The sequence below is a fragment of the Saliphagus sp. GCM10025334 genome (assembly GCF_042663485.1).
Taxonomy (GTDB): domain Archaea; phylum Halobacteriota; class Halobacteria; order Halobacteriales; family Natrialbaceae; genus Natronosalvus.
The window spans coordinates 204,791-230,245 of sequence record NZ_JBHTAF010000003.1 but is presented as its reverse complement, the minus strand read 5'-3'; the positions used below and the strand labels follow the sequence as shown (position 1 = coordinate 230,245).

General features: G+C 65.8%; 33 protein-coding genes and 1 pseudogene. 17 read left to right on the top strand and 17 right to left on the bottom strand.

The features are described 5' to 3' along the window. The first annotated feature begins 29 nt into the window (after positions 1–29). Positions 30–1,214 (top strand): NAD-binding protein, encoded by a 1,185-nt coding sequence (locus tag ACFQO4_RS13305; RefSeq protein ID WP_500261376.1) that lies wholly within the window; start codon positions 30–32, stop codon positions 1,212–1,214. Between the two features lie 91 nt (positions 1,215–1,305). Here the strand turns inward: ACFQO4_RS13305 and ACFQO4_RS13300 are convergent, their stop codons facing one another. The 3 genes from ACFQO4_RS13300 to ACFQO4_RS13290 form a co-directional block, all read right to left on the bottom strand. Continuing rightward, positions 1,306–1,560: a hypothetical protein gene (locus ACFQO4_RS13300; protein WP_500261375.1), complete on the bottom strand. Its 255-nt coding sequence runs from the start codon at positions 1,558–1,560 to the stop codon at positions 1,306–1,308. Positions 1,561–1,661: 101 nt separating this feature from the next. Continuing rightward, a complete protein-coding gene (locus ACFQO4_RS13295; RefSeq protein ID WP_500261374.1) occupies positions 1,662–2,717 on the bottom strand; it encodes a sensor histidine kinase in 1,056 nt (351 codons plus the stop codon). Between the two features lie 84 nt (positions 2,718–2,801). Continuing rightward, entirely contained in the window at positions 2,802–3,746 is a 945-nt protein-coding gene (locus ACFQO4_RS13290; RefSeq protein ID WP_500261373.1) for a calcium/sodium antiporter, read from the bottom strand. Positions 3,747–3,882: 136 nt separating this feature from the next. Here ACFQO4_RS13290 and ACFQO4_RS13285 point away from each other — a divergent pair, with 136 nt between their 5' ends. The 5 genes from ACFQO4_RS13285 (at position 3,883) to ACFQO4_RS13265 (ending at position 8,939) form a co-directional block, all read left to right on the top strand. Next, complete coding sequence (locus ACFQO4_RS13285; RefSeq protein ID WP_500261372.1) at positions 3,883–4,692, top strand: shikimate dehydrogenase; 810 nt, start codon at positions 3,883–3,885, stop codon at positions 4,690–4,692. A gap of 79 nt (positions 4,693–4,771) precedes the next feature. Continuing rightward, positions 4,772–5,455 (top strand): helix-hairpin-helix domain-containing protein, encoded by a 684-nt coding sequence (locus ACFQO4_RS13280; protein ID WP_500261371.1) that lies wholly within the window; start codon positions 4,772–4,774, stop codon positions 5,453–5,455. Between the two features lie 126 nt (positions 5,456–5,581). Continuing rightward, complete coding sequence (pabB, locus tag ACFQO4_RS13275) at positions 5,582–7,288, top strand: aminodeoxychorismate synthase, component I (protein WP_500261370.1); 1,707 nt, start codon at positions 5,582–5,584, stop codon at positions 7,286–7,288. Next, positions 7,281–7,991, top strand: a complete 711-nt coding sequence (locus tag ACFQO4_RS13270) for an anthranilate synthase component II (protein WP_500261369.1) — start codon at positions 7,281–7,283, stop codon at positions 7,989–7,991. The genes pabB and ACFQO4_RS13270 overlap by 8 nt, the downstream gene beginning before the upstream one ends. Positions 7,992–8,039: 48 nt before the next feature. After that, complete coding sequence (locus ACFQO4_RS13265; protein WP_500261368.1) at positions 8,040–8,939, top strand: aminotransferase class IV; 900 nt, start codon at positions 8,040–8,042, stop codon at positions 8,937–8,939. Positions 8,940–8,948: 9 nt separating this feature from the next. Here ACFQO4_RS13265 and ACFQO4_RS13260 read toward each other — a convergent pair whose 3' ends face one another. Next, positions 8,949–9,332, bottom strand: a complete 384-nt coding sequence (locus ACFQO4_RS13260) for a DUF7344 domain-containing protein (RefSeq protein WP_500261367.1) — start codon at positions 9,330–9,332, stop codon at positions 8,949–8,951. Positions 9,333–9,668: 336 nt separating this feature from the next. Further along, complete coding sequence (locus tag ACFQO4_RS13255; protein ID WP_500261366.1) at positions 9,669–9,959, bottom strand: transcriptional regulator; 291 nt, start codon at positions 9,957–9,959, stop codon at positions 9,669–9,671. Positions 9,960–10,058: 99 nt separating this feature from the next. Here ACFQO4_RS13255 and ACFQO4_RS13250 point away from each other — a divergent pair, with 99 nt between their 5' ends. The 3 genes from ACFQO4_RS13250 to ACFQO4_RS13240 all read left to right on the top strand — a co-directional run bounded on the left by ACFQO4_RS13250 (position 10,059) and on the right by ACFQO4_RS13240 (position 12,287). Beyond that, the gene (locus ACFQO4_RS13250) at positions 10,059–10,412 is read left to right on the top strand and encodes a nucleoside triphosphate pyrophosphohydrolase (RefSeq protein ID WP_500261365.1); all 354 of its coding nucleotides are present in this window, start codon (positions 10,059–10,061) and stop codon (positions 10,410–10,412) included. 78 nt (positions 10,413–10,490) lie between these two features. After that, positions 10,491–11,465, top strand: coding sequence for a nucleotidyltransferase family protein (locus ACFQO4_RS13245; RefSeq protein WP_500261364.1), 975 nt, complete (start codon positions 10,491–10,493; stop codon positions 11,463–11,465). Between the two features lie 135 nt (positions 11,466–11,600). After that, positions 11,601–12,287: a hypothetical protein gene (locus ACFQO4_RS13240; protein ID WP_500261363.1), complete on the top strand. Its 687-nt coding sequence runs from the start codon at positions 11,601–11,603 to the stop codon at positions 12,285–12,287. A 22-nt stretch (positions 12,288–12,309) separates the two neighbouring features. Here the strand turns inward: ACFQO4_RS13240 and ACFQO4_RS13235 are convergent, their stop codons facing one another. Both ACFQO4_RS13235 and ACFQO4_RS13230 read right to left on the bottom strand, forming a co-directional pair. After that, positions 12,310–13,083 (bottom strand): hypothetical protein, encoded by a 774-nt coding sequence (locus ACFQO4_RS13235; protein WP_500261362.1) that lies wholly within the window; start codon positions 13,081–13,083, stop codon positions 12,310–12,312. A 607-nt stretch (positions 13,084–13,690) separates the two neighbouring features. Then, positions 13,691–13,930, bottom strand: a complete 240-nt coding sequence (locus tag ACFQO4_RS13230; protein ID WP_500261839.1) for a glutaredoxin family protein — start codon at positions 13,928–13,930, stop codon at positions 13,691–13,693. A gap of 79 nt (positions 13,931–14,009) precedes the next feature. Between ACFQO4_RS13230 and ACFQO4_RS13225 the strand changes: the two genes are divergently transcribed. Both ACFQO4_RS13225 and ACFQO4_RS13220 read left to right on the top strand, forming a co-directional pair. Then, complete coding sequence (locus ACFQO4_RS13225) at positions 14,010–15,065, top strand: Gfo/Idh/MocA family protein (RefSeq protein ID WP_500261361.1); 1,056 nt, start codon at positions 14,010–14,012, stop codon at positions 15,063–15,065. 261 nt (positions 15,066–15,326) lie between these two features. Then, a complete protein-coding gene (locus ACFQO4_RS13220; RefSeq protein WP_254157391.1) occupies positions 15,327–15,542 on the top strand; it encodes a hypothetical protein in 216 nt (71 codons plus the stop codon). 36 nt (positions 15,543–15,578) lie between these two features. Here the strand turns inward: ACFQO4_RS13220 and ACFQO4_RS13215 are convergent, their stop codons facing one another. Next, positions 15,579–15,914 (bottom strand): hypothetical protein, encoded by a 336-nt coding sequence (locus ACFQO4_RS13215; protein ID WP_500261360.1) that lies wholly within the window; start codon positions 15,912–15,914, stop codon positions 15,579–15,581. Between the two features lie 91 nt (positions 15,915–16,005). On the opposite strand from ACFQO4_RS13215, the gene lrpA1 reads away from it, so the two are divergent. From lrpA1 to ACFQO4_RS13190, 5 genes are all read left to right on the top strand, one after another. Then, entirely contained in the window at positions 16,006–16,434 is a 429-nt protein-coding gene (gene lrpA1, locus ACFQO4_RS13210) for an HTH-type transcriptional regulator LrpA1 (protein WP_500261359.1), read from the top strand. Positions 16,435–16,581: 147 nt separating this feature from the next. Further along, the gene (locus ACFQO4_RS13205; RefSeq protein WP_500261358.1) at positions 16,582–17,061 is read left to right on the top strand and encodes an SRPBCC family protein; all 480 of its coding nucleotides are present in this window, start codon (positions 16,582–16,584) and stop codon (positions 17,059–17,061) included. A gap of 79 nt (positions 17,062–17,140) precedes the next feature. Beyond that, positions 17,141–18,076 carry a DMT family transporter gene (locus ACFQO4_RS13200; RefSeq protein WP_500261357.1) on the top strand — a complete coding sequence of 312 codons (936 nt, stop codon included), beginning with the start codon at positions 17,141–17,143 and terminating at the stop codon, positions 18,074–18,076. Positions 18,077–18,105: 29 nt separating this feature from the next. Then, positions 18,106–18,390 carry a DdfA family disk-determining factor gene (gene ddfA / locus ACFQO4_RS13195; protein WP_500261356.1) on the top strand — a complete coding sequence of 95 codons (285 nt, stop codon included), beginning with the start codon at positions 18,106–18,108 and terminating at the stop codon, positions 18,388–18,390. 113 nt (positions 18,391–18,503) lie between these two features. Next, complete coding sequence (locus ACFQO4_RS13190; RefSeq protein WP_500261355.1) at positions 18,504–19,202, top strand: J domain-containing protein; 699 nt, start codon at positions 18,504–18,506, stop codon at positions 19,200–19,202. Here the strand turns inward: ACFQO4_RS13190 and hflX are convergent, their stop codons facing one another. The 7 genes and pseudogenes from hflX to ACFQO4_RS13155 all read right to left on the bottom strand — a co-directional run bounded on the left by hflX (position 19,203) and on the right by ACFQO4_RS13155 (position 23,231). Further along, the gene (hflX, locus tag ACFQO4_RS13185) at positions 19,203–20,531 is read right to left on the bottom strand and encodes a GTPase HflX (RefSeq protein WP_500261354.1); all 1,329 of its coding nucleotides are present in this window, start codon (positions 20,529–20,531) and stop codon (positions 19,203–19,205) included. Between the two features lie 377 nt (positions 20,532–20,908). Then, positions 20,909–21,169, bottom strand: a complete 261-nt coding sequence (locus tag ACFQO4_RS13180; RefSeq protein ID WP_500261353.1) for a DUF3194 domain-containing protein — start codon at positions 21,167–21,169, stop codon at positions 20,909–20,911. Then, on the bottom strand, positions 21,170–21,565 hold the full coding sequence (locus ACFQO4_RS13175; RefSeq protein WP_312909050.1) for a prefoldin subunit beta: 396 nt from the start codon (positions 21,563–21,565) through the stop codon (positions 21,170–21,172). A 91-nt stretch (positions 21,566–21,656) separates the two neighbouring features. Next, a complete protein-coding gene (locus ACFQO4_RS13170; RefSeq protein WP_500261352.1) occupies positions 21,657–22,436 on the bottom strand; it encodes a hypothetical protein in 780 nt (259 codons plus the stop codon). A gap of 103 nt (positions 22,437–22,539) precedes the next feature. Next, positions 22,540–22,785, bottom strand: a pseudogene (locus ACFQO4_RS13165) (KEOPS complex subunit Pcc1); the annotation flags it as partial. A 10-nt stretch (positions 22,786–22,795) separates the two neighbouring features. Continuing rightward, positions 22,796–22,930: a DNA-directed RNA polymerase subunit P gene (locus tag ACFQO4_RS13160; RefSeq protein ID WP_252700721.1), complete on the bottom strand. Its 135-nt coding sequence runs from the start codon at positions 22,928–22,930 to the stop codon at positions 22,796–22,798. Positions 22,931–22,958: 28 nt separating this feature from the next. Further along, positions 22,959–23,231 (bottom strand): eL43 family ribosomal protein, encoded by a 273-nt coding sequence (locus ACFQO4_RS13155; RefSeq protein ID WP_500261351.1) that lies wholly within the window; start codon positions 23,229–23,231, stop codon positions 22,959–22,961. Positions 23,232–23,593: 362 nt separating this feature from the next. Between ACFQO4_RS13155 and ACFQO4_RS13150 the strand changes: the two genes are divergently transcribed. After that, positions 23,594–23,908 carry a hypothetical protein gene (locus ACFQO4_RS13150; RefSeq protein ID WP_500261350.1) on the top strand — a complete coding sequence of 105 codons (315 nt, stop codon included), beginning with the start codon at positions 23,594–23,596 and terminating at the stop codon, positions 23,906–23,908. Between the two features lie 165 nt (positions 23,909–24,073). On the opposite strand, the gene ACFQO4_RS13145 is transcribed toward ACFQO4_RS13150, so the two are convergent. Next, on the bottom strand, positions 24,074–24,475 hold the full coding sequence (locus ACFQO4_RS13145) for a hypothetical protein (protein WP_500261349.1): 402 nt from the start codon (positions 24,473–24,475) through the stop codon (positions 24,074–24,076). A gap of 235 nt (positions 24,476–24,710) precedes the next feature. Then, on the bottom strand, positions 24,711–25,433 hold the full coding sequence (locus tag ACFQO4_RS13140) for a DUF2103 domain-containing protein (RefSeq protein ID WP_500261348.1): 723 nt from the start codon (positions 25,431–25,433) through the stop codon (positions 24,711–24,713). Positions 25,434–25,455: the final 22 nt, after the last annotated feature.

Sequence of the window (25,455 nt, the reverse complement as noted above, 5' to 3'; positions counted from 1 at the left end):
TTTAATCGCTGGCCGACGACACCTCGAGTATGGTCGGTGAGCGCGTGGCCCGGCGATTGCCACAGAACTGGACCTGGATCGTCGGGACGCGAGCGGCGGTGCTTCTCTCGCTGGCCGTTGCCCTGTTGTCGGTCGCGACGGGCATCGTCAACATCGAGCAACCGGCCGCGGACTTCGGACCCGTCGCCACCTACGTTCCGACAGTCGTCCAGCAGGGCGTCGGCTTCACCGGAGCGCTGACGGGGTTCCTGATGGTCGCGAGCGCGCTCGCGCTCCGACGCGGGCTGCGAGTCGGCTGGTACGCGACCGTCGTCTTGCTCCCGATGACGGCGATTCAGGGGCTCCTCCAGGCGAGTCCCTACTCGATTCCCCTGGTCGTCCTCTCGGTGATCTCGCTCCCGACGGTGCTCGTCACTCGCCGACAATTCGACCGCGAACTCGGGTTGACGACGACCCAGCTGGCCGCGGGCGGGGCGCTCGTCGGCGTCCAGGCCTACGGCACCTTCGGCGCGTTCGCCCTCCGGGAAGACTTCGACGGCATCTCGAACCTCCTCGACGCCTTTTACTTCACGCTCGTCACCTCGAGCACCGTCGGCTACGGCGACATCGGGCCGACCTCCCCGGACGCACAGCTGTTCACCATGTCCGTCGTCGTCCTCGGCGTCGCCAGTTTCGGTATCGCCATCGGGGCACTGGTCGGCCCGGCGATTCAGACGCGGATCACGAAGACACTCGGAAAGATGACAGAATCACAGCTCGAACTCCTCGAGAATCACATCCTCGTCCTCGGTTACGGCGAGTTGACCGAACCGATCGTCGACGAACTCAACGCGGCCGGGCGCTCGTTCGTCATCGTCACGAACGACCGCGAGGCGGCGAGCGACCTCGCCGATCGCGACATCCCCGTCGTGACAGGCGACCCGAGCGACGAAGCGCCCCTCGAGCGCGCCCACATCGAGCGCGCGGCGGCCGTCGTCGTCGCGACGAACCACGACGCCGAGGACGCGCTCTCGGTGCTCACCGCGCGCGAACTCGCTTCGGACTTGCGGATCGTCGCGGCGGCGACCGATCGGGAGAACACGGCCAAACTCGAGCGTGCGGGTGCGGACGCCGTGATCAGCCCGGCAGTCCTGGGCGGGAGCCTGCTGGTTCGCTCGGCCCTCGGAAGCGACAATTCGGCGTTGATCGATCGCATACTCGAGAACGAGGAGTGATGACTCGGCACTGATCGATTACATTCTCGAGAACGAGGGGCGACGACGCTTGAAAGGCGCGCAGCATTTGTGTTCGGCCGTCGATTCGACTTCACTGCCTGGCTGGGCGAAGTCGGAACTGACGCTTCGTTCCCGGCAGCCGGACTGACTCGAGGGACCGCGCCGTTCGTACGAACCGAGCGGCCGCGAGCGCCCCGACGGCGCCGCCGATCGCCGTCAGCGCCGGAACCGGGTAGGACAGCGCGACCAGGAATCCGACGAACCCGACCAGCACGGCCAGGGAGACGACGAGACGCGGTGCCGTCGCGTCGTGGACGCGTTCGATGTGGGGGTAGTGTGGCATCATACAGGTACAGGTAGGACCGACACCCGTATAAATGTAATCTGAAAATCATTTCTGTAACGCAGGTTACTGAAATTCGCTTCGGTCGCGTTCGGTGAACGTCGTCACCTGCCCTGGACGCCCGTAAATTCGAAGCGAGCGCCACCAGTAGCGCTCTCGGCGACCGCGACGTCCCAGCCGTGAGCGTCGGCGATGGCGCGAACGATGGCGAGACCGAGGCCGGAACCGTCGGCCGTGGAGGAGACGCCCTGTTCGAAGACGGACTCACGGCGGCCTTCGGGGATACCCGGGCCGTCGTCCTCGACGTAAAAGCCGTTTTTGAGTGGGCCGATTCGAACTACGGTATCCGGTCCGGCGTGTTCGATCGCGTTCCGAAAGAGGTTCTCGAGAAGTCGTTTCGCTCGCGTCGGATCAGCACGAATCGTCCGGTTGCCCGAGAGTTCGTAGCTCGAGTCGCCCGTTTCGACCACGGCCCACGCCTCCGAGGCGAGGTCCACGAGTTGAACCGGCTCCCGGTCGGTGACTTGCGTGCCGTTTCGAGCGACCGACAGGGAGTCGTCGATCAACTCGTCCATTCGCTCGAGGGAGTGATCGACCGCCTCGAGGTGACTCGGATTTCCCGTCCGATAGGTCTCTTGGAGACGGCCCTGGGCCACGCTCAACGGGTTCCGCAGGTCGTGTGAGACGACGCTCGCGAACTCCTCGAGGCGCGCGTGCTGGCGTCTGGCCTCGCGGACGGCCGATCGCTGGCGTATTTCGTAGAGTCCGGCGACGGTTCCGGCGGCGACCCCGACGGTCCCGCTCATGAGCGTCAGATACAGCGGCATCGTGACACCGGCCCCGTCGAGGCGGAGGACGTGCAGGTGGAGCGCAGTGACGAGTGCGGCCGCCAGGAAGCCGCCGAGGCCGTAGGCGAAGACGGTGAGGCGGTCGCGGACGCCGACGCCGCCCGCGACAAGTCGTCGGTCGGCGAGGACGACGGCCGTCGCCGCGAGCAGCGGGAACGCACTCTCGAGGAGCGCCCGGCTCGAGGCGTTCTCGACGGCGATTCGAAAGCCGATGGTCGCCGCGAGCAGGAGGCCGAGTGCCGAGAGCGGCGACACGGGCAGGCGCTCGCCGAGGTCGGCCACCCAGTCGTCGTCCGCGACGGCGCGTTGCACGCTGTTGACTTCGCCCAGGGACGCATCAATCTACGGGATTGTCGCGGGCTCGAGTAGATCGAAGAAATCGGTCCGGAAGACGGGTCAAACGAACAGGAACCGGACGAACACGGCGTACGAAACGACGAGGACGGCCCCGTCGACCCGGGTCAATCGACGTCCGCGCCACATCATGCCGACGAGCACGAGTGTGAACGCGACCACGAGCGGGAGTTCGAACCGGAGCACGGAATCCGTGACCGTAATCGGCACGGCGACGGCGAGCAGTCCCAGCACGGCGACGATGTTGTAGATGTTCGAGCCGACGACGTTGCCAACGGTGAACTCGGTCTCCCCGCGAGCGGCCCCGACGGCCGAGGCGGCGAGTTCCGGCAGGGACGTCCCGAGCGCGAGGACCGTCACCCCGACGACGAATTCGGAGACGCCCATCGCCAGCAGGAGCGAGGAGCCGCCGGAGATAAGCCAGCGAGAGCCGACGAGCAGGGTAACCAGTCCGGCGAGGACGAAGGCGACGTCGCGCGCGGCGACGCCGTCCCGGCCTCCGTCAGGCATCTCGGCGGCTGCTGGGCTCGAGTTCACGGTGTGGAGGAGATACCCGGTGAACCCGGCCAGCACGGCCAGCAGTATTCCTCCCTCGAGTTTCCCGATCCGCCCGTCGAGGGCGAGCACGGGAAGCAAGACGGCCGCGAGGACCATGAACGGGACGTGGCGGCGCATCATCGCGTCGCTGATCGAGAGCGGTCGGATGAGCGCGGAGACGCCCAGGACGAGGGCGATGTTGGCGATGTTCGACCCGACGACCGTCCCGAAGCCGACGTCCGAGGAGACGTCGAGCGCGCCGAGGATGGCGACGAACAGTTCGGGGGCGGTCGTCGCGAAGGCGACCACGGTGACGCCGACGGTGGCCGCCCGGAGGCCGAGGCCGAGCGCGAGGTTGCCGGCGCCCTTGACGAGGAGTTCGGCTCCGCCGAAGAGCGCGCCGGCGCCGAGAGCGAGCAAGAGCGCGGAGAGGAGTGTTCCGTCGACCATCGATACGGGAGTGGTACTCGAGACGGTGGTATAAGGCGTGTGAAACGCGGTCGGTGCGGGCTACCGGATCACCGGATCGTCAGGAAAGCCTGCCGGAGTCACACCCGTTATACCCGTCCGGGAACCACTCACGCGCATGCAGGTCTTCGGTCTCCTCGGGAATCCGGTCGGCCACTCCCTCTCGCCACCGATGCACGAAGCCGCCTACGACGCACTCGACATCGACGCCCGATACGTTACGTTCGAGCCGGATGCGACCCCGGACGCGCTCGAGCGAGCTATCGACGGGGCGCAGGCGCTCGGGATCGCCGGCTGTAACGTGACGATCCCGTTCAAACAGGACGCGCTGACCGTCGTCGAGCCTGACCCGCTGGCGACGCGGATCGGCGCGGTGAACACGATCGACTTCTCCCCGGACGGGCCGCCCGCGGGGTACAACACCGACGCCGCCGGCGCCGTCCGTGCGCTCCGCGAACACGACGTCGCCCTCGAGGGAGCGCCGGCAGTCGTGGTCGGCGCCGGAGGGGCCGGTCGGGCGATCGCGTTCGGACTCGCCGACGGAGGGGCCGAGGTGACGGTCGTGAACCGGACGGTGTCGCGAGCCGAAGAACTCGCCGCAGTCGTCCCCGGCGCGACCGCCGGCGGACTCGACAGTCTCCCCGACGTGGTCCCGGATACCGACGTTCTGGTCAACGCGACCAGCGTCGGGATGGACGAGGACGTGTCGCCGGTCCCGGCGGACGCCCTCCACGGCCAACTGACAGTGATGGACGCGGTGTACAACCCACTGGAGACGCGCCTCCTCCAGGAGGCGGCGGACGCTGGCGCGGCGACCGTCGACGGTGCGTGGATGTTGCTCTACCAGGGCGTCGAGGCGTTCGAGCAGTGGACGGGGCTCGAGGCGCCGGTCGATCGGATGAACGAGGCGCTTCGGTCGCGGCTCTAACTCGTCGCATTTCGTGGGTGTAACGGCAACTGTCCGATATCAGACGACTTTAAGTAGCGGTGGTAACTACCCTCCGATAATGGGACTCCTGCAGAAGCTACAGTCGCTTCTCGGCATCGGTGACAGCGACGCCGACGCTCGGTCAACAGAGGGCCGTGACGGCGGTGTCACAATCGAACGAAAACGAGGCCACGATGCGGCAGAGACGTCGACCGATTCCGGGACGCCGACGGAGGAGGGAACGACCGAATCGACGAGTGGTCCATCCGGCGAGGACGAAGACGAGAACGAAGGCGTCGAGACGGAAGACGTGACGGACGAACCGATCGTCGAAGCGGAAGACGAATCCGCCGACGAAACCAGCGAGGCGGACGAGACCGACGAAACTGGAGACGCCACAGTCGACACGGACGACACGGACGAGGCCGCGGAAACGGCCGCCGCCGGCACCGACGCCTCGAGTTCGACCGACGCGATGACCGAGGTTCCCGACGGCGTCGACGAAGCCGCCGAACCGGCCGAAGCCACGGGACCGACCACCGAGGACGCAACCCCCGAGGCCAGCAAGGTGCCGGACGATCACAGCCAGGAACCGGTCGACGTTATCAAGGGCATCGGCCCCGCCTACGCCGACCGACTTGAGGGTGCCGGCGTCGAAACCGTCGCCGACCTCGCGACGGCAGACGCCGACTCGCTCTCGGAGGACACGGACATCTCCGCGAAGCGACTCCAGGGCTGGATCGACCGAGCGGAAGTCCGATAACTCGACTCATCGTTCGGTTTTCCTTTCTGCGTCGAGCGACGCCGACGGTACAGGGTCGAGACGATACGGACTCGAGCTAACGTGAGAACCGCAAAAGCGTTAGGCCACCCGTACGTCGACTCGAGCATGAACAAGCCGCGCGTCGTCACGGACGAGGAGGCGTTCCTCGAGGCCGCCAGGACGGTCCGTATCGACGCCGGCGACGATCACGTACCTGGACCGGGGAAAGCCAGCCGGATTCGTCTCCCCGTCGAAATCGCCGTCACCGTCGACGACCCCTTTCTCGCCTATCGTCGCGCTCGATGCGAGTCGGCTCCCGGCGCCTTCCTCGAGACGACCGGCGGCCAATCGGGCTGGGGCTACTTCGGGGTCGACCCCGTCGAGCGGCTGACCGTCGGGCCGGATGCGGCGGCACTCCGCGATCGGTCGGCATCGGGTTCGGAGCGCCTCGACACGCCGGAAATCGGCGAGGGCCTCGTTACGACGGCGGCGTCACAGTCACAGTCACAGTCGCCGACGCTCGCCGCCCTCGAGGGATTGCTCGAGGGCACGTCGCTCGTCCGTGGGGACTGCGACGTTCCCTATCCCTGTGGTGTCGTCGGCTGGCTCTCCTACGACGTCGCCCGCGAACTCGAGGACCTGCCCGGGAGCTCCGTCGACGACCGCGGGCTGCCCAGACTCGAGGTGGGCGTGTACGACCGTCTCGCGGCGTGGGAGTGTCCGGTCGACCCGGACGACCGCGTACGACTCAGGGTGACGGCTTGTCCGTCTATCGACGCCTCGACGCTCGAGGATGGGGATTCGACGAATAGTCTGGAGGCGGCCTACGAGCGCGCTCGCTCGCGGGCGCTCGAACTCGCCCGACGAGCGCTCGAGGGCGACCCCACCGTCGGCCCGCCACCGGTCGACGCGACGGAGGCGACCTTCGAGAGCACCTGCGGCCGGGACGCGTTCGCCGACCGCGTTCGGCGGGTCAAGCAGTACGTTCGCGACGGCGACACCTTCCAGGCGAACATTTCACAGCGTCTCGTCGCCCCCGCGGCGGTGCATCCCGTCGCCGCCTACGAGGCGCTCCGGGCCGTGAATCCGGCCCCGTACTCCTGTTTGCTCGAGGGGCGGTCCACGGACCTGGTGAGTGCGAGCCCTGAACTCCTCCTCGAGCGCGACGGTGCCTCCGTCCGCACCGAACCCATCGCCGGGACCCGTCCTAGGGGCGAGGATCCGGCGGCGGACGCGGCACTCGAGGCCGACCTCCGCGGTGACGAGAAGGAGCGCGCCGAACACGCGATGCTGGTCGACCTCGAGCGAAACGACCTCGGGAAGGTCTGTACCTACGGAAGCGTCGAGGTCGAGGAGTACCGCCGGGTCGATCGGTACTCCGAGGTCATGCACCTCGTCTCGAACGTCACCGGCCGCCTCCGACCCGACGCGACCCTCGGCGACGCGATCGCGGCGACGTTCCCCGGCGGAACGATCACGGGCGCGCCCAAGCCCCGGACGATGGCGATCATCGACGAGCTCGAGGCGACCCGACGCGGGCCGTACACCGGTGGCGTCGGCATCTTCGGGTTCGACGGGCGGGCGACGATAAACATCGTCATCCGAACGCTCGTCCGCCATGCCGAGGCGTATCACCTCCGGGTGGGCGCCGGGATCGTCCACGACTCCGACCCGGAGCGCGAGTACGACGAGACGCTCGCGAAGGCTCAGGCCTTGCTGAACGCGATCGACGCGGCGCTGGGCGAGCGGGCGGCGATGACGCTCGAGGCCAGCGGTGAGGTCGGTAGCGGTGTCGAAGTCGAGGACGACGACGACGGTGATCGCGATGACTGATCCCGACCACCCGACCCGCATCCTCGTCGTCGACAACTACGACTCCTTCGTCTACAACCTCGTCCAGTACGTCGGGGAAGCCGCAGACGAGGTCGTTGTCCGCCGAAACGACGCGATCACCCTCGAGGCCGTCCGCGCACTCGACCCGACCGGCATCGTCGTCTCGCCGGGACCCGGAACGCCCGCCGACGCGGGCGTCACGACCGATCTGTTCGCCGACCTCGCGTACCCCACCCTCGGGGTCTGTCTGGGCCATCAGGCGCTGTGTGCGGCCAACGGCGCGCCGGTCGTCCACGCTCCGGAGGTGGTCCACGGCAAGCCCTCGACGATCGAGCACACGGGCGAGGGGATCTTCGAGGGACTCCCGACGCGACTCCGAGTCGGTCGGTACCACTCGTTGGCTGTCGAACGGGAGTCGCTTCCGGGCGACCTGCTCGAGACGGCGTGGACGACCGACGAACGAGACGTGTTGATGGCCGTTCGCCACCGCGACCGCCCGCACCTGGGCGTCCAGTTCCACCCCGAGAGCATCCTGACGGGGACAGTCGATACCGGGTCCGACGACGAGTCGGACGAGGAATCGGATCGCTCGAATCGAGCGTACGCGAGCGGCGACCGCATCTCCCTCGAGATCGGCAGGCAGATGATCCGGACGTTCTGTACCTTCGCGGCCGAGTACGACGCCGGAGGCCACAATGCCTGAAGACAAATCTGGGGGTGACGATGCCTGAAGACCACTCCGGGGGTAACGATGATTGAGAACCAACCCGAAAGCGAGCGCCTGTATCACCTCGACGGCGAACTCGTCCCCGCGTCCGAGGCGACCGTCAGTGTCGACGACCGGGGCTTTCGCTACGGCGACGGTGCGTTCGAGACCCTGCGAGCCTACGGCGGTTCGATCTTCGAGTGGGAGGCCCACGCGGATCGTCTCGAAAGAACCTGCGAGGCGATCGGGCTCGGGCACGGCCTCTCCCGGGCCGAGCTGGCCGACAGAATCGAGGCGACCCTGGCTGCCAACGACCTCTCGGAGGCCTACGTTCGCCTGTCGATCACCCGCGGCGTCCAGCCCGGGACGCTCACACCTCGACTTGAGGTCAACCCGACCGTCGTGGTGTACGTCAAACCGCTCCCGAGGGGCGGCCTCGGGGGCGAGCCGGTGTGGGACGATCCGGCGACGCTCCAGACGGTCAGAGTGCGGCGAATCCCGGACGCTGCGCTCCCTGCGGGCGCGAAAACGCACAACTACCTGAACGGCATCCTCGCGCGGCAGGAACTCCACGACGCGGACGAGGCGCTCGTTCGCGACCTCGAGGGGGACGTCGCCGAGGGGGCGACGAGCAACGTCTTCTTCGTCGACGACGGCGGGTTACACACGCCGACGACGGAGGGACCGGTCCTCCCCGGTATCACCCGTCGGGTCGTCCTCGACCTGGCGGCCGACGCCGGGATTCCGATAGACGAGGGCCGATTTCGGCCCGAAGACGTTCGCCAGGCCGACGAAGTCTTTCTGACGAACACGACGTGGGAGGTGCGTCCGGTCGATCGGGTCGACGGAATCGCCCTCAGTGAGGGCGACGATCGTGAGCGGCCGGTGACGTCGCTCCTGGCCAGATTATTCAACGAGCGAGTCGAGCGGGCTCATTACGAGTGACGGGAGAGTTTAAAACGAGGCCGGAGCGACCAGATCCCGTTCCTGGTCGTACTCGAGCAACCCGGCGTCGACCAGTCGGGGCAGGTGGTCGTGATACAGCGAAATGTAGACGTTGGCAACGCGTTCGGCCGACAGTTCGGTGATCGACTTGCCGGTTTCACACTGGGCGACTTCCTCGGCCGCGTCCGGTAACGTTAGCTCCTGTCCGTGTTCGTCGAGTACGGAGAGCAACAGTCGCCGGCGCTCGGCGGCTACCGCCCGGAGCGTTTCGTCGATCGCCGCCGCCGACTCCGACTGATCGCCCAGCCACTCGAGGAGGTCGAACGCCAGTTCCGAACAGGCCTCGGGTGGGTCGGAATCGGGGTTGGGGTCGGGTCCGGGAGGCTGCGTCATCGTCTCCCTCCGGAATCAGCGCGGATTCGCGCTCGTGAGCACCACTGCCGTGTGCTGTGTGAGGGACTGAAACGGGAACAGGGACTGAAACGGAAACAGGAACGAGAACGCGAGCCAATCTGCACTCGAGTGAAGCGGAGTCTGCTGGAACGGAAACCAAAACGGAAACGAAACCGACGTCGGCGGCCCTGAGCGACGCCTATCGCAGACGCTCGGTAGTCGTTCACTCGATCGTTCATATCCCGATTGTCGGTGCGACGACTGATATCCGTATCGACTTGGGCACACGCCAGCGCTGTAGACCGAATACGTCCCGTATGCCACCCGAGTGGCCGACTACTCGATGGTGAACGTCGGTTCGTCGACGGCTTCGCTTTTGCACTCGGGGCACCGAGAGGGGAGGTTCAACAGGTCGTCGAACGCGTCGAAGCCGCAGTCTCGACAGGCGGGCGGGGCCACGAGAAACTGCTCGTCGGTCCCGTCGACCGAGCGGGCGACGTGTTCGGCGTGGCGGAGCACGGCTCCCGCCGTCAGGTCGAGTCGGGTCGCGAGCGCGCTTGGGGTCGCTGGTTCGTCCCGGAGCGCGTCGGCGAGGCGTTGACGCGTCGTTTCGTCGGCTTCTCGCATGGCGGTTCGTCGTGACTGAACGCCTCGTCGGTTATAGAGGTTCGCTTTCGACCGCCTCGAGCCGACACGCTCGAGTGGGTACCGTTCGACCGCATGCGTATGCCGCGCATCTACGACAAACTGGTCCGCGACGACATTCCGGCCATCGTCGAGGCCAACGGCGAGCGACCGATCACCCACGTCGCAGACGACGAGGAGTACGATCGGCGGTTGCTCGCGAAACTCGAGGAGGAGTGCGCCGAGTATCGCGAGGACCGAAGTCTGGACGAACTCGCCGACGTCCTCGAGGTGGTTCGGGCGTGCTGCGTTCACGAGGGCTGGTCGGTCGAGGAACTCGAGGAACGCCGACGGGAGAAGACAGCCGAGCGTGGCGGGTTCGAGGCGGGGATCGTGCTCGAGGCGGTCGTCGAACGTCAGTCTCAGTCGACGCCTGACGAGAGTCGAGAATTATAGGACAACTACGGGGACTCGCGAATTCCGTTGCTCGATAAAGGGCAAGTGTCTTACACCCTGCTGGTGAACTGCGAGTGTATGAAGGCCGTCGTTCTCGCCGGAGGATACGCGACTCGGCTGTGGCCGATTACCAAACATCGACCGAAGATGTTTCTCCCAATCGGCGACTCGACCGTTATCGACCGGATCTTCGCCGACCTCGAGGCCGACGAGCGGATCGACGAGGTGTTCGTCAGCACGAACGAGCGCTTCCAAGCGGAGTTCGAGGCCCACCTCGCGGCGTCGGACTTCGAGAAACCGCGCCTGTCCGTCGAGGACACCGCAGCAGAGGACGAGAAGTTCGGGGTTGTCGGCGCACTCGCCCAGCTGATCGAGCGCGAGAACGTCGACGACGACCTGGTGGTCATCGCTGGGGACAACCTCATCAGTTTCGACGTCGCCGACTTCGTCGACTACTTCGAGGCGCAGGGGACGCCGACGCTCGCGGCCTACGACGTCGGGTCGCGCGAGAAGGCCAAATCCTACGGCCTCGTCGAACTCGAGGGCGAACGCGTCGTCGACTTCCAGGAGAAACCGGACGATCCGAAGAGCACGTTGGTCTCGATCGCCTGCTACGCGTTCCCACGCGAGGATCTCTCCTTGCTCTCGACGTACCTCGAAGAGGGGAACAACCCGGACGAACCCGGCTGGTTCATCCAGTGGCTGCAGAACCGCCAGCCGACCCACGCGTTCACGTTCGAGGGCGCCTGGTTCGACATCGGCACCCCCGACAGTTACCTCGACGCCGTCGCCTGGTTCCTCGACGGCGACAACTACGTCGCGGAGTCGGCGGTCCTCGAGGAGACGACACTCGGCGAGAACGTCCACGTGATGGACGACGCGGTCCTCGAGAACACGACGCTCGATCACGCGGTCATCTTCCCGCAGGCGGAGATTCGCCACGCCGATATCCGCCGCTCGATCATCGACGAGCAGACGCGCCTCGAGAACATGGACCTCGCGGGGGCGCTCATTGGGGCACACACGACGATTACGAACGGCGCGCCGGAGTAGCCGGAGGCCGAAAGATCCGACGGTGTCGAAATCCTGGGGGCGAGACCGTGAACCCCTGCTCGGCCCGTTTTTTCGAACGAGTACACCGGGCGGTACACCTATCTGTGTCGACTGTGTTGTGTGCCGACAGGAGTCATGGCCTCACCTCAGGCGGTGCTCGATCGGTTCGCCGACGGCGTCCCGTGTACGTCGCTGGCCGATTCGTTTCGCTCGTTCGAGCGACCGGCCGGCGACGAGCCGATGTTAGCCCTCACGGCGGCGACGGCGGCCACGGGTGGCGGATCCGAGACGAGATCGGTCGTCGAAACCGCCGAGAAGCGTCTCCTCGAGCGCGGCGAGGTGACGTCTTTTTTGGACGTCGCCGACCTCGAACCCGACGACGAGCGGCTTCAGGAGGTCTTTCACGCCGACCGAAAATGTCGCGTGTTCTGTGAGGTGGCCCGCGTCCTCGCGAACCGACCGGAGCCCTCCGACACCGATGCGCTGTGTTCGTGGGCCGCCGAAGCCGACGTCTATCGGTACGACCGGGACCCGATCGGCGATGTCTCGGGCGTCGGCCCGACCTCGTTCCAGTACCTTCGCCAGCTCGCCGGGATCGACACGGCCAGGCCGAACGCCGCACTCGAGTCGTTGCTCGAGTCCGTTGAGGACGACTCCCGGACGGACGTGATCGAGACGAGCGAGCCGTTGCGGACGCTAGCGTCGTGTGAGTGGCTCTCGCTGACGACCACCTATCGGCCGCTCGAGATCGATCGCCTCGCCTGGTGGCTCGAGGCGAGCGACGACGAACGAGCACGAGCGGTGGACCCAGCCCTCGAGTGAGAGTGAAATCGCTTGCCTGCACCTACTCGTCTTTGCCCGCTGAATCGCTGGCTTCGCTTTCCGTCGAGTCGCTCCCGGAACTCCAGCCGACGCCTCGCTGACCGCCTTGCCCGTCGGTAATCGTCGCCTTGCCGCTGGAGGGCGCCTCACCGTCGTAGCTGACGCGGACCAGCAGGCCCAGGTTGGTGATCTCCTGCGTGCACATCTCGTCGTCGCTACTGGTGTCGACTGCCGCCGCAGCCATCGAGATGCCGTCCTCGGTCGTCACCTCGAGTGACTTTAACTGGAGTTCAGAGCACCCGTTACTCCCCTGGGTCTCGAGCGCGACGAGCGAGTCCGCCTCGAAGTCCGTCGACTCGAGGAGGTCCGTGATGGCGCTGCGTTCGTCGTCCTGTCGGGACTCGAGGTCGAGGTGAGACTCCGCTTCTTCGCGGCTCGAGAACGGCACGGCGGTCGTCTCCCCGTCGTTCGCCTCGTACCGGACGGTTTCGTAATCGGTGACCTCGTCGCCGACCTCCGTGGATTGACTGTCGTCGCTCGAGTCGTTCTCCGTGTCGTCGTCTCCGTTGCCGCTGTCTGCGTCGTCTCCGTTTCCGTTCTCGGTGTCGTTCGATCCGTCCTCGGTGTCGTTTGAATCGTTTCCTGTTCCGGTTTCGTTCCCGTCGTCGGTGTCGTTGTCGTCGTTTCTGTTTCCGTTTCCTGCGCCCGGATCGCTACTCTCTCCGAGGCAGCCGCCGATCGCCGAGACGCTTGCGATGCCCGCTGTGGTCAACATCCGTCGTCGAGTGATCTGCATATGCGGGGGTTGTACCCGGGTTCCCCTATAAATCACGGTAGGTGAAATGTGTATTTTAGCGAGCGAGATACCGCTCGTCTCGGACTCGAGACGTCGATAAATCCGGGTTTCGGCGGGTGATACGATGACTTTGTAGAATTGGACCTCGGCAGACGAGATAGCGAAATCGTCGGTTAGTACCTGGCTTCACGAACCTGTCACGTCCTCAGAAACGGTTTCGTCAGGGATCACACCACCACCCAATCCGCTACCTGACGATGGCTCGCAGGAGTCCGTTCGGTCGAAACCGGGCGGGGGCGGGGAGCCCGCCCTGGTGAGAGACATGAGCGTACTCGAAGCGGGGGCGAGTCCACGTTCGAGTTACGGGCACGGACACAGCACTCGACTGTCAGCGCGTCGTCCCGTCGGCCGCGACGTCCGAGCGAACGTCGAGTCGGCGACGGGTTTTGCACCGATCGCGCACCCGACGGGGCGTGTGTTCCCCGCATCGTCACCGACGACCGTTCACCCCTTTGTTATTCAGTGGCACACGAGTCCGTAGCCCGTGCCGACTGGCGACAGGCACCAGCTACCATCACGTAGTCGATTCCTACGGCTCTCGAATCGGTCAGGCGAGCGTTTGATCGACGTACTCGAGGATGTTATCCGATTCGGCCATCGTGACCCCGCGGTCCTCGTCGACGAGCACCGGGACGCCGCGCTGACCAGAGATGCGCTTGACCTCGTCGCGTCCGGAGTGCATCGCGTCCGTCCACACCGTTTCGTAGCTGACCTGGGCGTCGTCGAGCGCGTCGGCGACCTTCTCACAGAACGGACAGCCCTCGAGCTGGTAGAGCGTGATCGACATGAGCGAGGGTTCGTGTGGCTCACCAATAACGTCGCGGGTGACGGCGGAACCGTCCGGTTTTGCGTCCGGCCAAACACCCATGTCGGTCGACGGTGTGGAGACCCCTGTGACGACTGCTAGTACTCACGTGGAACCGCTTCGCATCGGCATCGTCGGCCTCGGCTACATCGGGTCGTACGTCGGCGACCAGTTCAACCGCCACCCCGACGCCGAAGTGGCCGCCGTCTGCGACCTTGACGCCGACCGGCTGGCGTCCGTCGGCAACCAGTTCGCTGTCGACGAATCTCACCGGTACGAGTCCTACACGGCCATGCTCGAGGCCGCGCCGCTGGACGCCGTGCTGATCGGGACGCCCCACACGCTCCACTACGAACAGGTGATCGCCGCTCTCGACCGGGGACTCCACGTCTACTGCGACAAACCGCTCACGACGGATCTCGAGCATGCGCGCGACCTCGCTGACCGGAGCGAAGGGGGCGAGGAAGTGTTGATGGTCGGCTACCAGCGCCACCTCCAGACGGCGTTTCGGACGGCTCGAGACCGCTTCGCCCCCGAGAGCGAGGACGGAACTGATCCAACCTGGCTCACCGCCTCGATCACCCAGGGCTGGATCGACGACTCCGCGGGCACCTGGCGGCTCGACCCCGACCTCTCCGGCGGCGGCTTCCTCTACGACACCGGCAGTCACGTGCTCGACGGCGTCCTCTGGTCGACCGGCCTCGAGCCCGAATCCGTTCGGGCCAGCATGGACTTCCACGACGATGAGCAGCGGATCGACCGACGGGCACACCTCGACGTCAGGTTCACCAACGGGGCCACCGGCACGTTCTCGTTCCTCGGCGACGCACCGGCGGTCCGCGAGCACATTCACGTCTGGGACGACGAGGGTGCCGTCTACCTCGAGGGCAAGCAGTGGCGATCCCGACGCGTCTTCGAAATCGACACCGAGAGCGCGGAGTATCACCCCTACATCGACCCGCGTCGCGAGCGCTCCCGCGCGGACGCGTTTCTCGAGAGCGTTCTAGAGGGACACGAACCGCCGGCGACGGCCCGGGACGCCCTCGCCGTGACGGCGCTGACCGAGGCGGCCTACGCCTCGGCGCGTCGCGGCGAGCGAATCCCGGTCGAGATCTGAATCGACAGTCGATTGTTGCCTCGAGTCGCGAGTATCGACGTCCCGGTAAACGACCGCCTTCGCTCGAGTAGGGACGGCTAACGGCGAGGAGACGGTTCGAGTCCTTGGTTTGCTCGCGAGAGGCTGGCATCACACGAACAGACGAGTGAAACTCGTTCGATTGTCGACGGTATCCGCCGTCAACGGTAGCGAGCGCATAGCGAGCGCGTCGAATGTGGTACCCGCTGGATAACTACGAGTGATCTCAGTGTGTCGCCAGCTATGATAGAGTGTACCAACTGTGAGACCGCGCAGTTCCTGCAGATCACCCAGAGCCGCGTCTTCTTCGAGGACGGGGAACTGATCAACGAGATCATGGAGACGTACCAGTGTACGCTCTGTGACTCGACCGGCCAGTACACCTACAGCGAGGACGCCGAGGATCCGATCGTCGACGGCTCGATTCAGGTCACCGGCGAGCGGCCGAAGTACGCCTGACCGTCGAGGGCAGCCGAGGCCCTCGAGTCGACCGTATCACTCGCCGTGCCAGCCCCAGCCCTGGGCGAATCGCTTCGTGAGCGTCGCCAGGACGAGCAACGTGACGAGCAACCCGCCGAAGGCCAGCGGTTGGTAGCCAAACCGGATCTGAGCGAGTCCGTACGTAATCGTCACGACGCCCATGAGCAGGGCGGTCGTCCCCGCTCGCCGCGAGACGTAGGTGGGGTCGACGCTGTCGTCGTAGTGGACGTGGAGGTCGGCCCGACCGCGGAAGGCGATGAACCAGGCAGGGACCAGGATGACGATCCCACACCCGACCCAGAACAGTCCCATGGCGACGTCGAAGGCGACCATCGACGTCCGTTCGGTCATCGGTGCGGATAAGTCCGCCGATAGACACGTCGGCCGAAACTCGGCTTTTCAGATACAAAAGATATTTTCCCGTCCGAGCAAAAGAAGGGGTATGAGCACTCGCCCGACGGAAGATCGCATTCTCGAGGTCCTCGAGGAGGATGCTCAGGCATCCTACGCCGAGATTGCCTCGCGAGCCGAGGTCTCGAAGCCCACCGTTCGAAAGTACATCAACCAGCTCGAGGAGGACGGCGTCATCGTCGGCTACTCCGCGGACGTCGACCCGAAGAAACTCTCGAGCCAGACCATCGCCCTGGTCGGCATCGACGTCGCCAGCGAGCGCTACGTCGAGGCGACCCGGGCGCTCAAGGCCCTCGACGAGGTCGAATCGCTGTACACCTCGAGTGGCGACCACATGCTGATGGCCGAGGTACGCGCGGCCGACGGCGACGAACTCGGGGACGTGATCGCGACGGAGATCCTCGAGATCGAGGGCGTAACCGCGGCACATCCGTCGTTTCTGCAGGAACGGCTGAAGTGAGGGCCCTCGAGACCCGCACACGGCTCTCTGCAGACTCTTTTCGGGAATTGGTGGCGATCTAATCGCCGAGGATTTTCGAGACCAGTTCGCAATCGAACTGCCGTCGATAGTCGAACTGTTTTCTTTCGAGGCGTCGTATCCCCCGCCATGGCAACCTACGAACGCTCGACCCGCATCGACGCACCCCTCGAGGAGGTCTGGGACTTTCACTCCCGAGTGTCGGGACTCGAGGCCGTGACACCGCCGTGGCTGAACCTGCGAGTCGAGGCGGTGATGGGACCCGACGGCGAACGAGATCCTGACATATTGGAGGAGGACGCCGAGATTTCGCTGTCGATCCGCCCGTTCGGCGTGGGCCCGCGCGTTTACTGGACGTCGATCATCCTCGAGCGAGATTCTCGTCCAGGACGAGCGTACTTCAGCGACGAGATGGTTCACGGCCCGTTCGCGAATTGGGTGCACACCCACTCGTTTTTCGCCGACGGCGAGCAGACAGTCCTCCGGGACAAGCTCGAGTACGCCCTGCCGGGTGGCGGACTCGGCGAGGCAGTATCGCCGTTTTCGCGATTCGGCTTCGAGGGGATGTTCCGGGATCGCCATCGGCGGACGAAGCGCGCCCTCGAGTGACCCCTCGTGCACTGATCCGGCGTCACGCACGTTGGCCGGTTTCGCTACCCCTATAGGACTCCCCTCGAATCTGAGCCACGTGATTCCAGACGTCCGCGCCGGAACCGATCTCGAAGTTGCCCCGGTGGCGGCGCTCGCGTTCGCCGTCCTCGCGGCGAGCACGAGCGCGATCCTGATCCGCTGGAGCGCCGCCCCGAGTTCTGTCGCGGCGCTTTACCGGGTGCTGTTCACGACGATGATCGTCGCTCCGGTCGCGCTGGGATTCCACCGCGAGGAGTTCGGCCGGCTCTCGAGACGCGACCTCCTCGGCGCGACCGTCGCGGGGGTCGCCCTCGCGGCCCACTTCGCGTCGTGGTTCGAGAGCCTGTCGTACACGAGCGTGGCCGCGAGCGTCACGCTCGTCCAGACCCAGCCACTGTTCGTCGCCGCGGGCGCCGCGCTCGTCTTGGACGAACGGGTGACGAGACGGACTGTCGCCGGCATCGTCGTCGCCATCGGTGGCGCGGCCGTCATGTCGTTCGGCGACGCTGGGCAGGCCCCGGTCGCGGACGCGACGCTCTACGGGAACGCGCTCGCTCTCCTCGGCGCGGTGACGGTTGCTGGGTACGTCCTCGCGGGACGCTCGATCCGCCAGCGCGTCTCGCTGTTTCCCTACGTCACCGTCGTCTACGCCGCCTGCGCAGTCACGCTCTTCGTCCTGGTCGGCGTCCAGGGCCACGACTACGTCGCCTATCCGCCGCGAGAGTGGGTGCTCTTTCTGGCGATGGCTGTCGGGCCCGGTATCCTGGGCCACACCATCTCGAACTGGGCACTGAAGTACCTCGAGTCGGTCGTCGTGAGCGTCGCCTGGCTCGGCGAGCCAGTCGGATCGACGGTGCTGGCGCTCGCTCTGCTCGGCGAAATTCCCGACGTCGCGACGATACTCGGTGGACTCGTCGTTCTCGCCGGAATCGGCTGGACTACGGTCGACCGACGTCGCCAGGAGGCGAGACTCGGTGAGGAAGGACAGGCTTAATACCGGGACTCGGGAAGGTGGGAATACGTATGGGGTCGGGGGAAGACACCATGGTTTCGCCGTTTCAGACAGCGCCCAGCCTCGCCGTCGTCGAGGCGGTGGCTCACGCGGAGAACGTACCCGTCGAGGAACTCGCACCTCCGACCTATCCGCCGCTTCACGAGGCGATCGATCCGCAGGCGCTCGATCAGTTGCTCGAACCGACGTCGCCGACCCGGCAGCAAAACGAGGTCACCGTACAGTTTCAGTACTGTGGTCGTCAAGTCACCGTCGACAGCACCGGTGAGATAACCCTCGAGTCGATTGCTGACTGAAGACGCCACTGCCCTCGCCCCACCACCCTACCGTCCCGCCGTCTATCCCCTACCACGCCCTACCGGCCGGCGGACGGAACACTCTTTTTACCGAGTGACTTCCAGTGTGGTATATGGAGAGCCACTACGAGGTCCTCGGGGTGTCGCCGGAGGCCGACACCGAGGAGGTCCGACGGGCCTATCGGACCCTCCTCAAACGGCACCATCCCGACCAGGGTGGCTCTCGCGCGCGATTTCTGCGAATCAAGCGCGCCTACGAGACGATCACGGGCGAGCAGGACGCCCCACCGGACGGCGTGCACGTCGAGTTCTACGATCCGACGACTCGAGACGTCACGCCACCGGTCGGCCCGACAGTCGACGGTTCGTTCCTGACGCTGTCGCTCGTCGGTCTCGTCGACGACGTCGGCCTCGGGACGCTCCTCGAGCACCCCCTCGAGTTCGGGACGAGGGTGACGGCCGCGTTTTTCACTGCACACAACACCGGGGACCGGCCCCTGTCCTGGCGCGGGCGGTCGAACACCAGTTTCGTCGGCGACGACGGATTCCTCTACCAGGGGTCGAACGTCCTTCGCCCGCACGCCGCGAACCTCCCCTCGCGCTGGTGCGGTACCGACGCCGAGATTCCGCCGGACCTGGCGCTCGACGCGGTCGTCGTCACCCAGACCGTCCCCGAGGGCGTCTCCATCGAGAAGGTCGTCTACACCCAGCCGGGGCCCGACGGCGAGAGCACGGAGCGATACCTGTTCGACATTCGCCCACGGCTTCGCGAGACGCTCGATCGGGTGCCCTACGAACGCGACCGGGAGTAGCTACGCCCGGTCAGCGGCCCCCCGAAGCCGCTCGAGGACCGCCGGACGGCCCGTACACTCGAGGACGACCGTTTCGTCGTGATACGTGACGTCCTCGACGGCCGTCCGATCGTAGGCTCGCGAGACCAGCGCCATGGCGTCGTCGCCCGCGGGCATCTCGAGGCGAAGGCGTTCCGTCGGCAGGTGGTCTTCGATGCGTGCTCGAAGCCCCTCGAGGTTCGTCCCCTCGCGAACGCTGACGGGAATCGGGTCCAGGCCTGCTTCGTTGGCGAGGTCGACGCGAGTCTCCCGTTCGTCGGGCTGGAGTCGGTCGATCTTGTTCAGTGCGGTGAGGATCCGGTCGGGGTCGACATCCTGTTCGGCGAGAACGTCGAGGGATACCCGGAGCCGTTCCTCGACGGTCTCGAGGTCGTCGCTCGCGTCGACCACCAGGACGACGACGTCGGCCGCGGCCGCCTCCGAGAGGGTCGCGCTGAACGACGCGACGAGGTCGTGTGGCAGTTCGTCGACGTAGCCGACGGTGTCCGTGACGAGCACGGGCCGGTCGCCGACCGTGGCTCGCCGGGTCGTGGTCTCGAGCGTCTCGAACAGGCGGTCTGCGACGCTGGCGGTGGCGTGTTTGTTCGAGCCGTCGAGGAGGTGGTCATCGGCGACGTCGGCAGACTCGGACGGCTCGAACGACAGTTCGTCCGCCAGCCGGTGCAACAGCGTCGACTTCCCAGCGTTCGTGTATCCGGCGATGGTCACGAGGTCGAAGCCCTCCTCGCGGCGACGCTCGCGGAACTGCTCGGCCGGATCCGGGCATTCGGACAGTCGACGCTCGAGTCGCGAGATCCGGTCGCGGACGTCGTAGACTGGCGTCCCGCTCTCGGTCACTCGGTTGAGCATTCCCTCGTCACTGGCGGCGATCAACCGAGGCAGGTCGTAGCGAAGTTGGGCGAGTTCGACCTGGAGACTCGCCCGACGGGAACTCGCCCCCGTCTCGAAGATATCGAGGACGAGACGGTAGCGATCCAGGACGCTCGTTTCGTCGGGAAGCGTCGATTCGATCGCGTGGTGTTGACCCGGGGTGAGCCGGTCGTCGACGACCACCGTTGACGCGTCGCTCGAGGCGACCGTTTCGGCGAGGTCCTCGAGCCGACCCGTCCCGAGGTACGACCCGGAATCGGGGTGGCCGGGCTGGGTGATCGTGTCGACGACGCTATAGCCGGCGCTTCGGGCGAGCGATTCGATTTCAGCCGTTTCGACCGGTGTCGTCGGCTCGCGGGCGACGACGACGGCGGATTTTGGCGGGCGGTTCGTGGACGTGTTCGCACTCGGTCGTGACATGTGTCGATGGTGGGTTTCCGGGTCGCACCGACCCGGTTGGAAACGGTTCGGTGGCGCTCGATGCGTCGCAATCTACGCGAATGGGAGCGCCGCCGCTCGAGTCCTCCTCGAGTCCGGGTTTCTCGACACGAACGAGTCGCGGATCATTAGGCGAGCGACGAGCGACCGACTAGCGATAGACCGATGCCGCTACGGACGGGAGCCGAACGCGCCGTGTGGATCCCGTCGGGCGAGAATCCCGGTTCAGTGAAAAGAAAGGGTCTCCATTCGTCTCGACTCGAGCCTCGACGGGTACCGTAAAAACCGTTGGGGTGGTGTGTGATTAACTCACACGCTCTGGTCGGGGTTCGCCGTCAAAAAATCGCTCGAGGCGCCGCTCACTCGCCGAACAGGTCGTCGACCGCCGACCGGGCGACGAGGGCCGCCTCGTCCGCGACGGCATCCGGGTTCCGTTCGCCCGCGTCGTCCGGCACGTTCAGGTAGACATCGACTTCCAGAACGCCCTCTTCGAAGACGACGGTGACGTCGTAGTCGCGGACGGCTGACTGCTTGTACGCCGAGAAGATGATGTCTTCGGCGGCGTCAGCGGCGGTCTGGACGACCGTCTCGTCGTCCGGTTCCGACTCGCTGCTCGGCATCTACGCGCCGCCGGCGCCCGGGCCGCCCGGACCGGCGGGCCCGCCCATGCCGCCGCCGCCCAGCAGGTTTTGGAGTTCCTCCTGGAGGCTCTCGAACTGCGTCTGGACGCGCTCTTCTTGCTTCTCGAGGGTCTCGAGACGAATCTCGAGGGTGTCGGTTTTCTCCTCGAGCTGCTCTTGGGCCTCGTCGTACTCGGTCTGGACGAACAGTTCGCCGACCTGGCGGTACATCGTGGTGTCGTCGTCGACGTCCTCGAGTTCCTCGAGGGCGGCCTGCGCGTCGTCGAGCGAGGACTCGGCTTCCTGCTTCTGGACGGCGACGGTCTGTGCTGTCTCCTGCAGGTCCTGAAGCTGTTCGATCTTCTCCTGTGCCTCCGGCGGCAGATTGCCTTGCATGTCTCGACGGTTGCCCTCCGCACTGATAAAGCCAAGCTTTGCGTCTCGTGAGTGGATTCGCATCCCGTTGCCACGTTCGACGGGAGTCACGTCACCCGTCGAGACGGTCGCGAACGGACGGTGGGACGGCCGCGACGACGGACGCGGATCGATCACGGGCGAGCCACACGAGCGTCGTCTCGCCCAGCGACCGTGCCCGAACGCGCTGGATCGACACCCGATCGACCTCGAGCGTCGTCTCGAGCGCACCGAACCAGCGACTGCCGGCGGCACCCTCGTGGGGAAACGACGTCACGACGAGCACGTCGTCGGTCAGGCGGCCGGCGGTCGGCAGCCACCAGCGAACGGCGACGAAGGTCGCATACACGGCACCGACGGGGAGCAGGTACCAGAACGAGGATCGCTCGAGACCGAGGACGAGTGCGAAGCCGCCCGCGTGGACCACGGCGCCGACACCAGCGAACGCGACGAGCGATCGGATCGGCGCGTGTTCAACGACGGATCGGGCCGGATCACTCGGTTCCGGCGCGCGAAGCCGGAGAAAGGTGCGGCCGTGTCGCCAGCGAACGAGACGCGTGAGGAGCCAGCCAAATCCCGCGAGGGTGACGACGAGGGCGACGATTAGGATCACGCCGACAGCCAACTCTGGCGTCGAACCTGCCCACGAAGGAACCGCCGCCTCGAGGGCGAGATACGCGGCGAGCGCGGCGAGCAGGACGACGAATCCGCCCGAAATCGTCCAGGAGGCGTACAGCAACGCGCGGAGGAGGCTCGAGTTCGTCGGCGTCAGCTGCCAGGTTTCGATCGGCTGGGACGTCGAGTCTTCGTTCGGGGACGGCTCGAACGGTGAGCAGGTGGCGTCGTCAGCCATCGCCGTCGTGGTTGTCGTGGCTATCGTGGCTATCGTCGCCACCCGAACGATCCGTCTCGTCCGTCCCGCTCGTCTCGAGACTCTGGCTCTGGTACCGGTATCGCTCCCCGATCGCCGTCGCTCGCTCCGCGACGTCGACCAGCGAGAACCAGGTGTTGAGCGCCGCCCGGAGCGCCGTCAGATCGCGGGCGAGGACCGAAACCGTCACCGTCTCCGCGTCGCGGTCGATCGTCGTCCGCGAGCGGTCGTCGTCGATCTCGCCGACCTCGCGGGAGACGGCCTCGGCAACGGTCGTCGCTCGAGTCGGCGACTCGTACTCGAACTCGAGGGTGGCGTCGTGGGGAAACACCGGAAAATGCCTAGTTGACGTCGACGGTCTTGACGTCTCGACTGCGCTCTTTGAGGAGCACGCGGTGACCGCAGTAGGGACAGCGGACGCCCCCGTACTCGTCGAGCTGTACGTCGCGTTTGCAGCGGGAGCACTTGTAACTCATGTGAGGTGGTGTGGTCTGGGTTTCCGGACTACTCGTCGGATTCCTCGCCGAGGGCGGCCCGGATCGAGCGACGGACGGTCTCGCCGGCCGGGGTCTGGGGGCGGTAAGCGCCGCCAGTGAAGACCTCGCCGGTCTCCTCGTTCTCCCAGATGCCGGGGCCGAGGCGTTTGACGTCGTCGCCGTTGACCTTCGAGGACTGCATGTCGTGTTCGATCTCCGAGACGCGTCGTCGAGCGACGCGTCCGTATCGCGCTCCGAATCGGCCGGCACTCCCGACCTTGCCTCGCTTCTTTTCGGCCATAGTATCGGTTTCTATCCCCCTCGTTCTGATAAAGGTGTTGAGTTCGGCTCGCCGCTCTCCGACGACCGGGGGCGAATCGGCCTCGATGACGCAGTTTCCGATCGGTTCGACTCACCTCCTCAAGCGCGAAGTCGCTACTGCCGTGTTCTGGACTCGGTCGTTGCGGTCAATTGTCGCGTGTGGCAGGACATAATCGTCAGGGCCCCAAAAACATTATGCTATTTGGTAACATACTACATATGTTCTCCTCGTTGTGACCACATCGACGGGCGGGGATTCGTAGGAGGGGAGAACTGGCTCAAAACACGGTAAGTACAGCGCTATCGACCGATCGAATTGTGTGACAGACGAAACACGTACACATGCTATTCCTTACGTACTGGAAGCTCAACGAAGGACTATCCGCACGAGAAACGAACGAAATCGCGAGGTCGCTCACCGAGGAGGGGCTGTTTCCGCCCGAAAACGCCGACGTCGTTCGCTGGGACGCGACGCCGGACGGATGGGGTATCGTCATCTGGGAGGCCAGCGACTACGCTGCGGTGAACGACGGACTCAATATGTGGCGCGTGGCCGCAGACGAGACGGCATTCTTCGAAGAGACGAAGACCGCACCGGCAGCGCCCGTCGAAGAGATCATCCCGCAGCAAGCCGCATTGCTCGAACGACTGGAATAAGCGACTACGGGAGCACCGCTCCCGTCCGCTTCGAATCTTTGGTCCACCTCGAGTCCCGGAACGCTCGTCTTCTCGTCGATGAGTGCGATCGCAGGTGGGAGAGTCTCGAATTCCATTACGTCGGACCCATACTCTGGGTCTCGGGGGTCGCCTTCGGACGCCTCGTTAAACGCCTTCGTCGGTAATGCGGTCGACGCCGCAGTGGACGTCGTGGATCGACACCCGTCCATTTCCCAGCTCCGAGGCCTTCGCTCGTAGCTGGCGGACGAGTTCGTCGTCCAGGTGGCCGTACACGTCGATCGATTCCATGTCCACGAACTCTCCGATCGGCGGGAACTTCGGTCCGGCGACCTCCATGTGTCGCTCTAGCGAACTCTGATCGTCGTGCACGTGAATTACCGTCATCCGCTCTTCGTCCCCGCTGAAGTAGACGTTGTAGGCCAGAATATCCGGCACGTTCGTCTCGACGAAGTCGGCCAGCTCCGCCATCGCCGTCTCGAGGTCGTCCATCGCTCCCTCCCGTACCGCCGAGCGGTCGACGTACACGATGAGATCACGTTCGGCCATCTCTCCCCTCCGAGTGACCGCGACCGAACCCTTCCATCGCGCGGGTTGTCGTAATCGCATTCGGTCTCGTTTCTGGTATCATACCCCACTCCTGCGCCCAATTCGGCGCCATCTCGTTCGGTAATGGTTCCTTCCAGCGGGCGCGCTATCTCGCTACACGACGCACCTTGTTAATTGTTACCGCCCCTTAGTCGCGACTGACCGGGGGTGGATTGCACCGAGCGACTCGGCCCCGTCACTCCTCCCGCAAGCCCGCCTCGAGCAGCGCCTCGTTCAAATCGTCGCGAACGACCTCGCCCAGTTCGCGGTCCCGGGCCGTCGTCACGATCCGGTTCTCCTGGACGCTCGAGCCGTCTCGCAGGAGCATGCGGACGTTGCCGCCGTCGTCCGCCCGCGTGACCTTCGCCCGGAGCCCCGACTGCGAGCCGGTGCCGCCGGCGTCGATGGGGCCGGGGATCACCTTCTTGACGTGGGGGTGGCCCGCGACGGTCTGGATCGCTCGCATACCCGCGCGCCCGCCGATGAGGGTCGTGTGGCTCCCGCCGAGTTTGTCCGCCGGCGCCGTCTCGACCACGTCGAGCGCCCGGTCGCCGCGTCTCCCGAGGACGGCCTCGACGGGGTCGTCGTCCTCGACCCGATAGAACGCGTAGTGGGTGTCCTCGCGAACCGCCTGGATCACGTCCCGGTCGCCCGCGGCGTAGACCTCCTCAGGGCGCTTCCGGCGGAGTTCGTCCCCGAGAAGGCTCGCGAAATTCCTGAACTCGACGACCTCGAGATCCCCCTCCTCGGGTGCCGTCGTAATCGTCGTCTCCCCCAGTCGCGTCTCGTCGTCGAGCATCGTCAGCGTCGCCCGGTCGCGTGCGGCCTCGAGGACCACCGTGTCGGTGTTCCCGGTGCGACAGACCAGACAGAAGTCGCCGGGTTTCTCGAGGGACGATCCGCAGTGGCGACACTCCATGGGCGTGGTTGCCGACGAGCGC

What these genes read in the sequence shown, in the direction of transcription:
- ACFQO4_RS13235 (WP_500261362.1), bottom strand. Translation starts at nt 13,083, where the DNA reads ATGCAGATCACTCGACGACGGATGTTGACCACAGCGGGCATCGCAAGC.
- ACFQO4_RS13250 (WP_500261365.1), top strand. Translation starts at nt 10,059, where the DNA reads ATGCCGCGCATCTACGACAAACTGGTCCGCGACGACATTCCGGCCATC.
- ACFQO4_RS13140 (WP_500261348.1), bottom strand. Translation starts at nt 25,433, where the DNA reads ATGGAGTGTCGCCACTGCGGATCGTCCCTCGAGAAACCCGGCGACTTC.
- ACFQO4_RS13155 (WP_500261351.1), bottom strand. Translation starts at nt 23,231, where the DNA reads ATGGCCGAAAAGAAGCGAGGCAAGGTCGGGAGTGCCGGCCGATTCGGA.
- ACFQO4_RS13150 (WP_500261350.1), top strand. Translation starts at nt 23,594, where the DNA reads ATGCTATTCCTTACGTACTGGAAGCTCAACGAAGGACTATCCGCACGA.
- ACFQO4_RS13245 (WP_500261364.1), top strand. Translation starts at nt 10,491, where the DNA reads ATGAAGGCCGTCGTTCTCGCCGGAGGATACGCGACTCGGCTGTGGCCG.
- ACFQO4_RS13220 (WP_254157391.1), top strand. Translation starts at nt 15,327, where the DNA reads ATGATAGAGTGTACCAACTGTGAGACCGCGCAGTTCCTGCAGATCACC.
- ACFQO4_RS13190 (WP_500261355.1), top strand. Translation starts at nt 18,504, where the DNA reads ATGGAGAGCCACTACGAGGTCCTCGGGGTGTCGCCGGAGGCCGACACC.
- ACFQO4_RS13255 (WP_500261366.1), bottom strand. Translation starts at nt 9,959, where the DNA reads ATGCGAGAAGCCGACGAAACGACGCGTCAACGCCTCGCCGACGCGCTC.
- hflX (WP_500261354.1), bottom strand. Translation starts at nt 20,531, where the DNA reads ATGTCACGACCGAGTGCGAACACGTCCACGAACCGCCCGCCAAAATCC.
- ACFQO4_RS13180 (WP_500261353.1), bottom strand. Translation starts at nt 21,169, where the DNA reads ATGCCGAGCAGCGAGTCGGAACCGGACGACGAGACGGTCGTCCAGACC.
- ddfA (WP_500261356.1), top strand. Translation starts at nt 18,106, where the DNA reads ATGGGGTCGGGGGAAGACACCATGGTTTCGCCGTTTCAGACAGCGCCC.
- ACFQO4_RS13175 (WP_312909050.1), bottom strand. Translation starts at nt 21,565, where the DNA reads ATGCAAGGCAATCTGCCGCCGGAGGCACAGGAGAAGATCGAACAGCTT.
- ACFQO4_RS13230 (WP_500261839.1), bottom strand. Translation starts at nt 13,930, where the DNA reads ATGTCGATCACGCTCTACCAGCTCGAGGGCTGTCCGTTCTGTGAGAAG.
- ACFQO4_RS13305 (WP_500261376.1), top strand. Translation starts at nt 30, where the DNA reads ATGGTCGGTGAGCGCGTGGCCCGGCGATTGCCACAGAACTGGACCTGG.
- ACFQO4_RS13215 (WP_500261360.1), bottom strand. Translation starts at nt 15,914, where the DNA reads ATGACCGAACGGACGTCGATGGTCGCCTTCGACGTCGCCATGGGACTG.
- ACFQO4_RS13205 (WP_500261358.1), top strand. Translation starts at nt 16,582, where the DNA reads ATGGCAACCTACGAACGCTCGACCCGCATCGACGCACCCCTCGAGGAG.
- ACFQO4_RS13170 (WP_500261352.1), bottom strand. Translation starts at nt 22,436, where the DNA reads ATGGCTGACGACGCCACCTGCTCACCGTTCGAGCCGTCCCCGAACGAA.
- ACFQO4_RS13270 (WP_500261369.1), top strand. Translation starts at nt 7,281, where the DNA reads ATGACTGATCCCGACCACCCGACCCGCATCCTCGTCGTCGACAACTAC.
- ACFQO4_RS13260 (WP_500261367.1), bottom strand. Translation starts at nt 9,332, where the DNA reads ATGACGCAGCCTCCCGGACCCGACCCCAACCCCGATTCCGACCCACCC.
- ACFQO4_RS13265 (WP_500261368.1), top strand. Translation starts at nt 8,040, where the DNA reads ATGATTGAGAACCAACCCGAAAGCGAGCGCCTGTATCACCTCGACGGC.
- ACFQO4_RS13160 (WP_252700721.1), bottom strand. Translation starts at nt 22,930, where the DNA reads ATGAGTTACAAGTGCTCCCGCTGCAAACGCGACGTACAGCTCGACGAG.
- ACFQO4_RS13300 (WP_500261375.1), bottom strand. Translation starts at nt 1,560, where the DNA reads ATGATGCCACACTACCCCCACATCGAACGCGTCCACGACGCGACGGCA.
- pabB (WP_500261370.1), top strand. Translation starts at nt 5,582, where the DNA reads ATGAACAAGCCGCGCGTCGTCACGGACGAGGAGGCGTTCCTCGAGGCC.
- ACFQO4_RS13285 (WP_500261372.1), top strand. Translation starts at nt 3,883, where the DNA reads ATGCAGGTCTTCGGTCTCCTCGGGAATCCGGTCGGCCACTCCCTCTCG.
- ACFQO4_RS13280 (WP_500261371.1), top strand. Translation starts at nt 4,772, where the DNA reads ATGGGACTCCTGCAGAAGCTACAGTCGCTTCTCGGCATCGGTGACAGC.
- ACFQO4_RS13290 (WP_500261373.1), bottom strand. Translation starts at nt 3,746, where the DNA reads ATGGTCGACGGAACACTCCTCTCCGCGCTCTTGCTCGCTCTCGGCGCC.
- lrpA1 (WP_500261359.1), top strand. Translation starts at nt 16,006, where the DNA reads ATGAGCACTCGCCCGACGGAAGATCGCATTCTCGAGGTCCTCGAGGAG.
- ACFQO4_RS13145 (WP_500261349.1), bottom strand. Translation starts at nt 24,475, where the DNA reads ATGGCCGAACGTGATCTCATCGTGTACGTCGACCGCTCGGCGGTACGG.
- ACFQO4_RS13240 (WP_500261363.1), top strand. Translation starts at nt 11,601, where the DNA reads ATGGCCTCACCTCAGGCGGTGCTCGATCGGTTCGCCGACGGCGTCCCG.
- ACFQO4_RS13225 (WP_500261361.1), top strand. Translation starts at nt 14,010, where the DNA reads ATGTCGGTCGACGGTGTGGAGACCCCTGTGACGACTGCTAGTACTCAC.